The organism is Candidatus Methylomirabilota bacterium (genome assembly GCA_036005065.1).
Lineage (GTDB): Bacteria > Methylomirabilota > Methylomirabilia > Rokubacteriales > DASRDR01 > DASYQW01.
Genome location: DASYQW010000027.1, coordinates 25,302 through 38,147 on the forward strand (window position 1 = coordinate 25,302; position 12,846 = coordinate 38,147).

Annotated in this window: 10 protein-coding genes; 3 read left to right on the plus strand and 7 right to left on the minus strand. The window is 69.3% G+C overall.

Going from position 1 to position 12,846, the window contains the following annotated elements; all coding sequences use genetic code 11:
* Positions 1 to 33: 33 nt before the first annotated feature.
* The 4 genes from VGW35_01485 to VGW35_01500 all read right to left on the minus strand — a co-directional run bounded on the left by VGW35_01485 (position 34) and on the right by VGW35_01500 (position 3,506).
* Positions 34 to 831 (minus strand): transporter substrate-binding domain-containing protein, encoded by a 798-nt coding sequence (locus VGW35_01485; GenBank protein ID HEV8306312.1) that lies wholly within the window; start codon positions 829 to 831, stop codon positions 34 to 36.
* Between the two features lie 140 nt (positions 832 to 971).
* Positions 972 to 2,105: an amidohydrolase/deacetylase family metallohydrolase gene (locus tag VGW35_01490; protein HEV8306313.1), complete on the minus strand. Its 1,134-nt coding sequence runs from the start codon at positions 2,103 to 2,105 to the stop codon at positions 972 to 974.
* Positions 2,106 to 2,109: 4 nt separating this feature from the next.
* Complete coding sequence (locus VGW35_01495; GenBank protein ID HEV8306314.1) at positions 2,110 to 3,255, minus strand: LLM class flavin-dependent oxidoreductase; 1,146 nt, start codon at positions 3,253 to 3,255, stop codon at positions 2,110 to 2,112.
* Positions 3,256 to 3,308: 53 nt separating this feature from the next.
* Positions 3,309 to 3,506, minus strand: a complete 198-nt coding sequence (locus tag VGW35_01500) for an inositol monophosphatase family protein (protein HEV8306315.1) — start codon at positions 3,504 to 3,506, stop codon at positions 3,309 to 3,311.
* 363 nt (positions 3,507 to 3,869) lie between these two features.
* Between VGW35_01500 and VGW35_01505 the strand changes: the two genes are divergently transcribed.
* Together VGW35_01505 and VGW35_01510 are read left to right on the plus strand one after the other, a co-directional pair.
* Complete coding sequence (locus tag VGW35_01505; GenBank protein ID HEV8306316.1) at positions 3,870 to 4,169, plus strand: hypothetical protein; 300 nt, start codon at positions 3,870 to 3,872, stop codon at positions 4,167 to 4,169.
* Positions 4,170 to 4,645: 476 nt separating this feature from the next.
* Complete coding sequence (locus tag VGW35_01510) at positions 4,646 to 6,382, plus strand: glycosyltransferase (GenBank protein ID HEV8306317.1); 1,737 nt, start codon at positions 4,646 to 4,648, stop codon at positions 6,380 to 6,382.
* A gap of 61 nt (positions 6,383 to 6,443) precedes the next feature.
* Here VGW35_01510 and VGW35_01515 read toward each other — a convergent pair whose 3' ends face one another.
* On the minus strand, positions 6,444 to 7,070 hold the full coding sequence (locus VGW35_01515) for an aminodeoxychorismate/anthranilate synthase component II (GenBank protein ID HEV8306318.1): 627 nt from the start codon (positions 7,068 to 7,070) through the stop codon (positions 6,444 to 6,446).
* Positions 7,045 to 8,541 carry an anthranilate synthase component I gene (gene trpE, locus VGW35_01520; protein ID HEV8306319.1) on the minus strand — a complete coding sequence of 499 codons (1,497 nt, stop codon included), beginning with the start codon at positions 8,539 to 8,541 and terminating at the stop codon, positions 7,045 to 7,047. Before trpE ends, VGW35_01515 begins: the two co-directional genes overlap by 26 nt.
* 398 nt (positions 8,542 to 8,939) lie before the next feature.
* Here trpE and VGW35_01525 point away from each other — a divergent pair, with 398 nt between their 5' ends.
* Positions 8,940 to 12,506 carry an adenylate/guanylate cyclase domain-containing protein gene (locus VGW35_01525; protein HEV8306320.1) on the plus strand — a complete coding sequence of 1,189 codons (3,567 nt, stop codon included), beginning with the start codon at positions 8,940 to 8,942 and terminating at the stop codon, positions 12,504 to 12,506.
* Between the two features lie 109 nt (positions 12,507 to 12,615).
* Here the strand turns inward: VGW35_01525 and VGW35_01530 are convergent.
* Positions 12,616 to 12,846 (minus strand): hypothetical protein (locus VGW35_01530; protein HEV8306321.1); only part of this gene is annotated, 231 nt, incomplete at its 5' end.

Here is a 12,846-nt window from a genome sequence, read left to right on the forward strand (position 1 = left end):
CCGGCGGCTGCGAGGCCGCCCGAACGGGGTGTCTCACGGCTTCACGAGGTTGGCCTCGACTTCGCCGAAGTACTTCTTCCAGAGCCGGTCGTAGGTGCCGTCGGCGCGCGTTTTCTGGAGCTGGCCGTTCACCCAGTTGATGAACTCGGTGTCGCCCTTGCGCACCGCGATCCCGTACGGGCGCGGGATGAACGGCTTGCCCACCACTTTCAGCTCGGGGTTCTCCTTCACGAGGGAGAGCAGCAGGACGTCGTCGTGGACGTAGGCCTCGGCTCGCCCGCCCTTCACGGCCAGCAGAGCCTCGGAGACCTTGCCGAACTTCACGCGGTTGGCCTGCGGCGCCAGCTGGGCCAGGTCCTGGTCCTGGATGGCGCCCTGAATCACCGCGACCGTCTTCCCGTTGAGGTCCTTCACGTCGCCGATGGTGCTCGCCCTGGGCACCAGGATGAGCGAGCCCGAGAGGAAGTAAGGGTCCGAGAACTCGACGACCTGGCGGCGCTCATCGGTGATCGTCACCGTCGCGATGATGATGTCGATCTTGCCGCTCTGGAGAAACGGGATCCGGTTCCCCGAGGTGACCGAGACGAACTCGACTTTGTTGGCATCGCCGAGCAGCGCCTGGGCGAACAGGTGCCCCAGCTCCGTGTCGAAGCCGAGGTTCTTGCCCTGAGCATCCACGTACCCGAAGGGCGGGAAGTCGGTCTTGACGCCCGCCACCAGCTTGCCACGCTTCTTCACGTCGTCGAGGGTTCCGGCCGCCGCGCCCGCCGCCAGTCCGAGCAGCAGGCTGACGGCCGAGACCCCGGCCACGATGTCGAGCCACCGCCGCATAGAAGCCTCCTCTCTAGGTCATTTCGGGGGGGTCTCGGAAGACCCCCCCGAGGCTCGTGGCGGCGGCGAAGCCGCCGCGCGGAGCACTCCTCGATGCACCTCGCGCTCGATGGACGGCGCCGGGTTACTCCGACAGGCCTCTAGTCCGGGTGAGCCGGCCGCGTCTTGACCCGGACGCCGTTTCGGATGACCTCGATCGGAAGCAGGCGCCGGGTGGCGACCACGGTCTCACCCATCGCATCCGTGAGCTCGAAGCGCCCCTCGGAGAGGTCGACCAGCGTGACGTCGGCCGCGGCGCCGGGTTGGACGGTCCCCAGCGCCGCCGCCTTCCCCAGCACCTGGGCCGGGGCGGCCGTCGTCATCTCGACGACCTCGTCGAGCGCGAGGCCGAGGTGGAGAAACTTCGACATGGTCGTGGCGAGGTCGAACACGGGGCCGTCGACGTTGTAGACGTGAAGGTCGCTGGAGATGGTGCCCGGCCGGAAGCCCTGGGCCAGGGCGCGGCGAGCCACCGCGAAGGCGAACGACCCCCGGCCGTGGCCGACGTCGAAGTTCACCCCGCGTCCGGCCGCGACGCGAGCCTCGGCCAGCACCTGCCCCTTGGCGCCGAGGATGCCCTCCTCCCGGCCGTGGAAGCAGTGGGTCAGGACGTCGCCCGGGCGCAGCTCGTCGAGAATGTCGGTGAGCGGGAGCGGCGTGTCGCCGACATGGACCATCAGCGGGAGCTCGGCGGCTTCCGACACCTCCAGGGCAGTCTTGAGCCCGATCCGGGCGTTCGCCCCCACCAGCTCCCGCGAGAGACGCACCTTGACGCCCTGGATCAGGTCCCGGTGGGCGCCGATGGTCCGGAGCGCGGCCGTCTTGTCGAGAAGCCGGACGTCCTCCAGCTCGCCGACGTCGGGCGAGAGCATCCCGGAGACCGACACGTTGAGGAACGGCACGATCCGGGTGTGCGCGACCTCGATCACGTAGCGGCGGAACGCCGGAAAGGTGTGAGCCCCGGCCGAGCCGGCGTCCACCACCGTCGTCGTCCCGGAGGCGAGGCAGTGCGGATCGGGGTCGATGCCATAGTGGGAGCCGCCCGGAAAAACGTGAACGTGAAGGTCGATCAGGCCCGGCAGGACGAGCTGGCCCCGGGCCTCTACCACCTCCTCGCCCGGCTGGGGGCCGAGGGCCTCCCCGACCTCCGCCACGCGGCCGCCGACCAGACGCACGTCGCGCCGCGCGTGGAGGCTCTGGCTCGGGTCGACGAGGGTGCCACCCCGGATCAGCACGGGATCATCGGCCCGGCGAGAAGGCGGGCATGACGTCGCGGGCGAACCACCGGAGCTGCTCCTTGAACTCGGCCGGCGGCACGCCTTCCGGCCAGTGGAGCATGAGCTGCTCGAGCCCGGGGTACTTCGCCTCGTACTCGCGGACGAGGGCGATGCAGTCGGCGGGCGAGCCCACCATCCAGGCCTTCTGCTCGACGCCCTCCTCGATCGTCGGCACCCGGGCCGGCGCCCCCGGCGTCCCCCAGGGCCGTCCCTCGGGGTCGGCGTAGCGCACGAACCCGAAGGGCGCGAACCACTTGTAGCGCTCGTCATGCGCGGGCTCGACCCGGCGAATGGCCTCCTGGCGGGACGCGGCCATGTAGAAGCCGAGCCCGAGGCAGAGGTCTTCCCCCAGCTCGAGCCGGCGGCCGTACCGGGCGCAGGCTTCGCGGTAGGCCCGGAAGACCTGGTCGGTCACCTTCTCGCCGTTCAGCGTCACCATCCCCTTGATCCTGTGGCGGGCCATGAACTCGATGCTCTTGCCGCTGGCGATCGGCTGCCAGATCTCCACCGGCCGGTGGATCGGACGCGGAACCAGCGTCACCTCGGTCAGCTCGTAGCCGCGGTACCGGACGGGCGGCGGGATCGTGTAGTGCTTGCCCTGGTGGCCGAAGGCCTCCTCGTTCCAGGCCTTCAGCATGATGTCGAACTGCTCCTCGAACAATTCGCGGTTCGCGTCTTGGTCCAGGACCGGCGCCCCGAAGGACTCGACCTCGCGGGAGTGATACCCCCGGCCGATGCCCATGATGACGCGCCCATCGGTGAGGATGTCGGCCACGGCGTAGTCTTCAGCCAGCCGGATCGGATGCCACATGGGCAGGATGTTGAAGGCGCAGCCCAGCTTGAGCCGTCGCGTGACGGCCGCGAGGTAGGTGCCCAGCTGGATCAGGTTGGGGAAGACCTCGTAGCCCTCACGCTGGAAGTGATGCTCCGCCGTCCACAGGCAGTAGTAGCCGAGGTCGTCCATGAGCTGGGCCACCTCGACGACCGTCCGGTAGGCCTCCACCAGCCGCTCGTTCGGATAACGGCGGGCGTCGGCCGGCGTCCCGTCCTTGCCGACGTGGTCGAGCTCGATCTGGCCGACGTAGAGGACCGAGAACCGCCGGATCATGCCGCCTCCTCGGTTGGCGCCGATTCTAACAAAGAACCGCGGACCGCGCGGACTTACCTCGCGTGGAAGAGTCGCAGGGCCGGCTCGTGCAGCCGTCCGTTGCTCGCCAGCACGGCGCCCGAGGCGATTGTCGGCGCCCCGGCCAGGTCGGTCAAGCGCCCGCCGGCCTCTTCCAGGAGGATCTTGGCCGGGGCCAGGTCCCACGGTTTCACCCCCGCCGACAAACCGAGATCGACCAGGCCCTCGGCCACGAGGGTGAAGCAGAGAAAGACATTCTAGCCGACGGGGCACCCGAGGGACGGCCATCCCGGAGCGGGGGCAAGCCAGACGAAAAGACCACGAGGGGTCATTCTCGCCGAACGCGCGGGGGCGCGGACGACGGGCGGTTGCTCAGGAGTTGGCCGGCCGTCCACGCCCCTTGGCCAGAAGATGACCAGCTCGCCAGGCCGAGGACCGTCGCTGCGAGAAACTCGCGGCATTTCGGGTCTGAGCGGTGATGGCACGCCCAATGCTTCCCGTCTGAGAGCATGCGAGCCTTCAGGATCCCGAACCTCTACTAGGCCCGGCTGCCGCTTGGTGTCTCGGTTTTCCCTGCGGGGTCCTGGCGATCGGTAGTGAAGACAGGGGTCAGCATGTCACAAGTCCGGTGGCTGATCGTGATCAGACGGGACAACGAAGGCCTCTATCAAATGACTCGTGAGAGTTTCCAGGGCCGCGCCGTTGTCATCTTCGATCGCCGATTCGGCGAGCGTCGCACGCAACAGGTTCCGATCGAGGTCGAGCGCCGGCAGCGGCCTCGCCGCCAGCCGCTATCCCCCCAGGAACAAATGCTGTGGAACGATGCCCACTATCGCATGGTCTATCGGCCGGAAGGGTTCGACCCGTCGGAGACTGAGCGACCGGCCTACCAGTAACCGAATCGTGCTCCGCTGAGAGTCCGACCGACTGACGGACCGGGTCCTCAGCCGAACCAGCGGGGGGCCGCCGTCCGACCCCACGCGCGCCCGAGATCGCGCAAGTACTTCGGCAAGTCGCACATCCCCGCGTTCACCCACTTCAGCCAGCGGGCACCTGGGCAGGATCGTGACGGTGCGGTAGAATGACACGCCCGACTGGCAAGGCGCGATGATCGAGAATACCGGGAGGCCAGGTGGCTTCGCAGGCTCGGGTGTTCTGTGAAGGGCCGCGCGAGCGGTTCGTCGAGCTCCTCAACGACGGGCAGAGGCTCTGCAACACGCTCAGACATGCGGTGTGGGGCGCTGTCGCACCGCACGGCTCCGGGATAGAGACCGCTCTTTCCGCCCCAACTCCCGCGGGGGAACTGCAGTCGCAGGTGCCGTAGCGGCAGGCGATCGCGCCGGCAATGCCCAGACGAGTCCCATCGCTGTCCGTGGTGATTCCCGTTTACAACAGTGCAGCGATGCTGCCGGAGCTCGTCGCGCGCCTCGCGCCGGTGCTTCATTCGTGCGCCGGCCGGTTCGAGATCGTGTTCGTCAACGACGCGAGCCGCGACGGGAGCTGGGACGTGCTCGTCGAGCTGCGTCGCCGTCACGGCTGGATTCGCCCGATCGACTTGATGCGCAACTCCGGGCAGCACAACGCGCTGCTCTGCGGCATCCGGGCCGCGCGGTACGACCTCATCGTCACGCTCGACGACGACCTCCAGAATCCGCCGGAAGAAATCCCGAAGCTGCTGGACGCACTGGAAGATCACATCGATGTCGTCTATGGCGCGCCGTGCCAGGAGGTGCACGGGCGCTGGCGCGATCTGGCGTCACAGGCCACCAAGATCGCCTTGCAGAGGGTTCTGGGGGCGGAGACGGCTCGGATGGTCGGCCCCTTCCGCGTGTTCCGAACCGATCTTCGCCGGGCGTTCGACGACTACGAGGGTGCCTTGGTCAACATCGACGTCTTGCTCACCTGGGGCACCACGCGCTTCAAGGCCATTCGCGTCGGCCATCACGAACGGCGCACGGGCCAATCGAACTACACGTTCTGGAAGCTGCTGACCCATTCGCTCAACATGCTGACGGGGTTCAGCACGGCGCCCTTGCAGTGGGCGAGCATGCTCGGGTTCGCCGTGACGCTGTTCGGCATGCTGCTGTTCGCGTTCGTGCTGGGCCGATACGTCCTGCAGGGCGCGAGCGTGCCCGGCTTTGCGTTCCTGGCGTCCGTCATCATCATCTTCTCGGGCGCTCAACTCCTGACGCTCGGCATCATCGGCGAGTATCTAGCCCGCATTCATTTCCGGCTGATGGATCGGCCGTCCTACACCGTGAAGTCCGGCGATGCCGCTGCGGTCGCGCGAAGAGTCGAGGGTCACCCGTCCGCGACGTCCCGATATTCCATCGAAGAAATCCGCAGGTTCTGGGGCGAGCAGGCGGTGACCCATCGGCAGTCGCCGGATGCGTCGTGGAGCGATCGCATGGCGATCGAGCTCGAGATCCAGCAGCTGCTCGAGCACATCCAGGACGGCGATCGCGTGCTCGACATCGGGTGCGCGAACGGGTACTCGACGCTGCGGCTCGCGTCCCGGCGGGCCATCGAGATTCTGGGGCTCGACTACATCCCGGAGATGGTAGAGCAGGCGCGCGCTCGTCTCGAGGCCGAACGCCACTCGCTCACGGGACGCGTGGTGTTCGACGTCGGCGACATCACGGCGCTCGACCGGCCGGCGGGCGCGTTCGACAAGGTCATCGTCATTCGCGTCCTCATCAGTCTGAGAACGTGGGACAACCAGGTGAAGGGCCTGACCGAAGCGCTCCGCATGCTGAAGCCCGGCGGCACGCTGCTGTTGTCCGAAGCGACACGGCAAGGCTGGGAGCGGCTGAACGGTTTCCGCCGCGAATGGGGATTGCCGGACATCCCGATGCCGTCGTTCAACGAATACCTCGATCTGGATCGCGTCATCGAGGCCGCTCGCCCGCACGCGGATCTCGTCGATGTGGTGCACTTCGCGAGCACCTATTACGTCATGACCCGGGTTCTGAAGCCGCTGCTCATCGAAGCGCTCGGGCGGCCGATCGACGTCGCCGATCCGGGCATGGAATGGAATCGCTTTGCCGCGCAGCTGCCGCCGGGCGGCGACTATGGCGTTCAGCAGCTCATGATCTTTCGCAAGCGCTGAAGTCGAGTGATGGAGAGGATTCCAGTCGACCGGCCGACTGACGGACCGGAGAGACGGGTCCTCAGCCGAACCAGCGGGGCGCCGCCGTCCGACCCCACGCCCCCGAGGTCGCGCCGGGCTGCTCACAGCCTTCCAAGAAGTTGCGCAACAGGTCCAGGCCCACCGCCGTGAGGACCGACTCCGGGTGGAACTGGACGCCCTCCACGGCCGCCGCTCGGTGACGGAGGCCCATGACGAGCCCGTCCTCCGTCCACGCCGAGACTTCGAGCACGTCCGGCAGCCCCTCCCGGCGGACGATCAGCGAATGGTACCGCGTCGCCTCGAAGGGGTTCGGAAGGCCCGTGAAGACGCCGCGCCCATCGTGGTAGACGCGGGAGGTCTTGCCGTGGATCGGCGCGGGGGCCCGGCTCACCACGCCCCCGAAGACCTCGCCGATGCACTGGTGGCCGAGGCAGACCCCGAGGATGGAACACCGTCCGGCGAAGGCGCGGATGAGGGCGTTCGAGACGCCGGCCTGAGCCGGCGCGCCGGGGCCCGGTGAGATGACGATCGCGGCCGGCGCGAGCCGCTCGACCTCGTCCAGGGCGATCCGATCGTTCCGGCGGACGACCGGCGTCGCGCCCAGCTCGCCGAGGTACTGCACGAGGTTGTAGGTGAACGAGTCATAGTTGTCGATGACCAGCAACATGCTCCTCTCCCGCGTGTTCGATGGCCTTGAGCAGACCCCGGGCCTTGGCCACGCACTCCTGGTGCTCGCGCTCGGGGACCGAGTCGGCGACGACACCCGCGCCGGCCTGGACATAGGCGGTCTGACCGTGCACCAGGACCGTCCGGATGGTGATCGCGGTGTTCAGCGCGCCGTCGAACCCCACGTACCCGACGGCCCCGGCGTAGGGGCCCCGCGCCACCGGCTCCAGCTCGTCGATGATCTCCATCGCCCGAACCTTGGGCGCCCCGCTGACCGTCCCGTGGGGGAAGACGGCCTGGAGGACGTCCCAGGCGCCACGGCCCGGCTCGAGCGCCCCTTCGACGTGGGACACCAGGTGCATCACGTGCGAGTACCGCTCGATCGCCATCAGCTCCGTCACGCGGACGCTCCCGTAGCGCGCCACGCGCCCGACGTCGTTCCGGGTGAGGTCGACGAGCATGACGTGCTCGGCGCGCTCCTTGGTGTCGGCCCGCAGCGCCTCGGCGAGCGCCCCGTCCTCGGCCGGCGTCCGGCCGCGCGGGCGCGTCCCGGCCAGCGGCCGCATGTCGACCCGGCCGTTCTCGAGGCGCACCAGTCGCTCCGGTGACGATCCCACCAGTGTCCCGGCCCCGAAGTCGAGGAGGAACATGTACGGCGAGGGATTCAGAACCCGGAGGGCGCGGTAGATGGCGAGCGGATCGAGGCCCGGGACCGGGGTGGCGAAGCGCTGCGAGAGGATGACCTGATAGATGTCGCCGGCCCGGATCAGCTCCTGGGCGCGCTCGACGCCGGCGCAGTAGGCCTCGGGAGTCAGGTTGGCCCGTGTCGTAAGCGGCGGGGCGCTCGGTGGGTGCCAGGCCGGCCGGGGCGCTCGGAGTCGGGCCAGCATGGCCGCCACGCGCGCCTCGGCGTCGCGGTAGGCGGCCTCGGCCCCGTCGTCCAGGAACGCGTTGGCGACGACCCGGAGCGTGTGACGGAGGTGATCGAAGACGACCACGCTGTCCATCAAGGCGAGCCGGAAGACGGGAAGGCCGAGGTCGTCGGCCGGACGCCCGGGCAGGCGCTCCCAGAGCCGCACCGCGTCGTAGCCGAGGTAGCCGAGGAAGCCGCCGACGAAGGGCGGGAGGTCGGGCCGGGGCTCGGCCCGGTATCGCGCGAGGTACTCCCGGACCACCGCCAGGGGCTGGCCCGGCTCGGTGACGGTGCCGTCGCCGCCGGTCACCCGGACCTGCTCGCCGTCGCACTCGAGGACCAGCCGGGGCGCGCCGCCCAGCACCGAGAAGCGGGCCACCTGGGCATTGCCCTCGACGCTTTCGAGGAGGAAGCTCGACGGCAGATCCCGGAGCTTCAAATAGGCGGAGATCGGGGTCTCCAGATCCGCCAGGAGCTCGCAGGAGACGGGCACGACATTAGCCTCCCCGCGGACGCTGAGGAACTCGCTGTGGCTCGGCTCCAGCACCACCCCGCGCATCCCTTCCCTCCTTGACGACAAAAAAGCCGAGGTCGCGGGACCCGCCCGCTCACCTCGGCTTCGTTCCGGCTTCTCGACTCGCTGCTGGTCTGCTACACGGGCGGGGTCCCGGGCCCTCGGCGGACGCGCCAGCGCCACCACCACTGCCGGTCGGCACGCGTCAGGGGGTCGCCCAGGATTCGCCTCATGGTGCCGAGCACCTTACGAGTCCGGCCCGGCCTTGTCAAGGAGAAACACGGGCCGGGGCCCGGATCGACGAGGGCCACATCGCGGCGCGGGCCGACCCCCAAGCGGCTTTCCGAACGGGGCAGAGGCCCGTTGACACGGGCCTTGCCGTCCCCTAGACTCCGGCCAGTCTCCGATGTCTTCCGTCGCCTGAGAGGGGGTCCAGGCTCTCGGTGCGTTGCGTTCGGTGCCAACAGGATAATCCGGCCGGGGCGCGGTTCTGCAACGCCTGCGGCACGTCCTTTGAGGCCGCCTGTCCCACCTGTGGCCATCCCAACGCGCCTGGCAGCCGGTTCTGCAACGAGTGCGGGCAGACCCTGAGCGCGCTCCCGGCGGCGCACCGGTTCGGCTCCCCGAGGGCGTACACGCCCCCCCACCTGGCCGAAAAGATCCTGAGCACCCGCTCTGCTCTGGAAGGGGAACGGAAGCAGGTCACCGTCCTCTTCGCCGACCTCAAGAGCTCGCTCGAGCTCCTGGCCGAGCGGGATCCCGAGGAGGGCCGGGCCCTGCTGGACCCGGTGCTCGAGCGCATGATGGAGGCCGTTCACCTCTACGAGGGCACGGTCAACCAGATTCTCGGCGACGGCATCATGGCGCTCTTCGGCGCGCCGGTCGCCCACGAGGATCACGCCGTCCGCGCCTGCTACGCGGCCCTCCGGATGCAGGAGAGCGTGAACGCGTACGGCGACGAGGTCCAGCGCTTGCACGGCCTCCCTCTGCAGATCCGGGTCGGCCTCAATTCGGGCGAGGTGGTGGTGCGCTCGATCGGGAACGACCTGCACACGGACTACATGGCGGTCGGCCAGACGACTCATCTGGCGGCCCGCATGGAGCAGATGGGAAAGCCCGGCTCGGTCCTCGTCACGGCGGACACCTTCCGGCTGGCCGAGGGGTCGGTCCAGGCGCGCTCGCTCGGCCGGGTGCCGGTGAAGGGGCTGGAGGCTCCGATCGAGGTATACGAGCTGACGGGGGCGCAATCCGTGCGGTCGCGGCTCCAGGCCGCGATGGCCGGGGGGCTCAGCCCGTTCGTCGGCCGCGAGCTCGAGATGGATCAGCTCGGAGGAAGCCTGGAGCCGGCCCGATGGGGGCACGGCCAGGTGGTCGCGGTGGTGGGCGAGGCCGGGGTGGGGAAGACCCGACTGTTCTTCGAATTCACGCGCTCGCCCCGCACCGAGGGGTGGCTCGTCCTCGCGGCGAGTGCCGTGTCCTATGGGAAGACGACCCCGTATCTGCCCGTCATCGATCTCCTGCGGGGCTACTTCCACCTCGAGGAGCGCGAGGCGCCGGGTTCGATCCAGGAAAAGGTCACGGCGAAGGTCCTGGCGCTGGACGAGCGGCTGAAGGACGCGATCCCTCCGCTCCTGTCGCTCCTGGACGCTCTTCCCGACGACGACGCGTTCCGGACCCTCGGGCCGCCGCAGCGGCGGGCCCGGACGCTGGAGGGCCTCAAGCGGCTCTTCCTCAGCGAGAGCCGGCGTCAGCCCCTCCTCCTGGTCATCGAGAGCCTCCACTGGATCGACAGCGAGACGCAGGCCTGCCTCGACACGCTGATCGAGAGCCTGCCGACCGCCCGGCTGCTCCTCCTCGTCAGCTACCGTCCGGAGTACCAGCACGGGTGGGGCAGCAAGACCTACTACACCCAGCTCCCGATGGATCCCCTGGCGCCGCCCAGCGCCAGTGTGCTCCTGCAGGCGCTCATCGGGGGTGACCCGGGGCTCCAGCCCCTCAAGCGCCAGCTGATCGATCGCACCGAAGGGAACCCGTTCTTCCTGGAGGAAAGCGTCCGGCGCCTCACCGAGGTCGGTGTCCTGGTGGGGGAGCGCGGCGCGTACCGTCTGGGGAAGCCGCTACACACCGTCAAGGTCCCGGCCACCGTGCAGGCGGTACTGGCCGCGCGGATCGATCGGCTCCCGTTCGAGGAGAAACGCCTTCTCGAAGCGGCGTCCGTCATCGGCAAAGACGTGCCCTTCGCGCTCCTGGGGGCCATCGCCGATCTGCCCGAGACCGAGCTCCGCCGCGGGCTCATGCACCTCCAGGCCGCCGAGTTCCTGTACGAGACGGCCCTGTTTCCCGAGCTCGAGTACACCTTCAAGCACGCCCTGACCCACGACGTCGCCTACGGGAGCCTCCTCAACGAGCGGCGCCGCGGTCTCCACGCCCGGATCGTGGAGGCCATCGAGACGGTGTACCCCGATCGCCTCGCCGACCAGGTCGAGCGCCTCGCCCACCACGCTCTCCAGGGGGAGCGGTGGGAGAAGGGCCTGACCTACCTCCGGCAGGCGGGGGCCAAGGCCGCCGTCCGCTCGGCCAACAGCGAGGCGGTGACGTGCTTCGAACAGGCTCTGGCGGCGCTCAAGCACCTGCCCGAGCGCCGCGAGACGATCGAGCAGGCCATCGATCTTCGGTTCGAGCTGCGCCCGCTGTTGCTCCAGCTCGGGCGGCTCCCCGAGGTGCTGGTGCGGTCCCAGGAGGCCGAGCGCATGGCTCGAGACCTCGGGGACGAGTCGCGCCTGGCTCACGTCTACTCGTATCTGATCAACTACCACTACCTGAAGGGCGAGCCCGACCGGGCGATCGAGTACGGCCAGCGATGCCTCACCATGCGCGGACCTGGCCAGGACCTCAGCCTCCAGGCGCTGGCGCGCCGATACATGGGCCACAGCTACCACGCCCAGGGCCAGTACGCCCTGGCCGAGTCGATCCTCAAGGAGAACCTGGCAGTGCTGGAGGCCGAGGGCGGCGGCGACGCGGTCGCCGATCCCATCTCGTACGTGGGCTCGTGCGCGTGGCTCGCCTTCAGCCTGATCGAGCTCGGAGACTTCGACGCGGCCCAGACGTACGTGACCCGGGCCCAGAAGGTGGCCGATCCCAGCCAGCAGGCCTACAGCCAGGCGATCGCCTGGACTCTGGCCGGCCTTCTCTGGGTCCGGCGCGGGTACTTCGAGGCGGCGGTGCCGCCGCTGGAGCGGAGCCTCGAGGCGTGTCGGGAAAAGCACCTCACCGTCTGGCAGCCGATCCCGTCTTCGCTCCTCGGCCTCACCCTGACCCGTCTGGGCCGGGCGGCCGACGGCCTGCCCTTGCTCGAGGAGGGGGTGAAGCTGAGCGAGGAGGTAGGAATCCGAGCCTACCTCGCCCTCTGGAGCGGGCAGCTCGCCGAAGGGCTCTTCTTGGCCGGCCAGACCGAGCAGGCCGGGATCGCCGCGCAGGGCGCCCTCGACCTCGCCCTGGCCCACCGGGAACGGGGGCATCAGGCGTGGGCCCTCCGGCTCCTCGGCGAGATCGCCTCTCATCGCGAACCGCCGGCGACGGAGTCGGCGGAGGCGTACTACCTGCAGGCGGTGGGGCTGGCCCAAGAGCTCCAGATGCGCCCGCTCCTGGCGCTCAGCGACCTCGGGCTGAGCCGACTGTATCGGCTGATGGAGAACCGCCCGAAAGCCGAGGAGCACCTGACCCGCGCGACCGCCCTCCTCTGCGACATGGACATGCGGTACTGGGTGCGGGAGGCCTGGGCCGAGCTCCGCGAGATCGGAGAGCTGTTCATCGTCGGGCGGGAGCACCGCGCGCTCTACGACTATCTGACCCAGATGCTCTCGGTCGACGAGCGGCTCCTGGTGCTGCTCGACCGGCGGCAGGAGGACCGGCGGGAGGACTCAGGCGAGCAGGTGCCCGAGCGGCGGCGAACCGACCGGCGCCGGGGCGCCCCGCCGCCGCACGGCCTCGTGATCATCACCCCGCCCTGACGCCGGCCTCACGCCCCTCTCCCGTCCCCCAGGTCGTCGCGTCGACGAGCCGGCGGGAGCCACGTCCCCCGGGCATCATTGAACCGTGCGTCCACCGAGAGGTCCCTCGTCAGAACCGGTACGTGACGCGCAGGTCGGCGTGGACCCCGTGGAAGGTCGAATCGGCCGGGAAGATGGGGCTCTGCTTGGCGTCGAGGACGAAGTAGCGGACCGCGGCGTCGATCGCAAACGTCCGGGTGGGGCTCCAGGTCACCCCGGGTCCGAAGGCGACCTTGGTCCGGCCGCCGTCGCGGAGCGGATCTCCAGCCGAATAGTCGTTGGCGGTCACGTGGCGGACCGC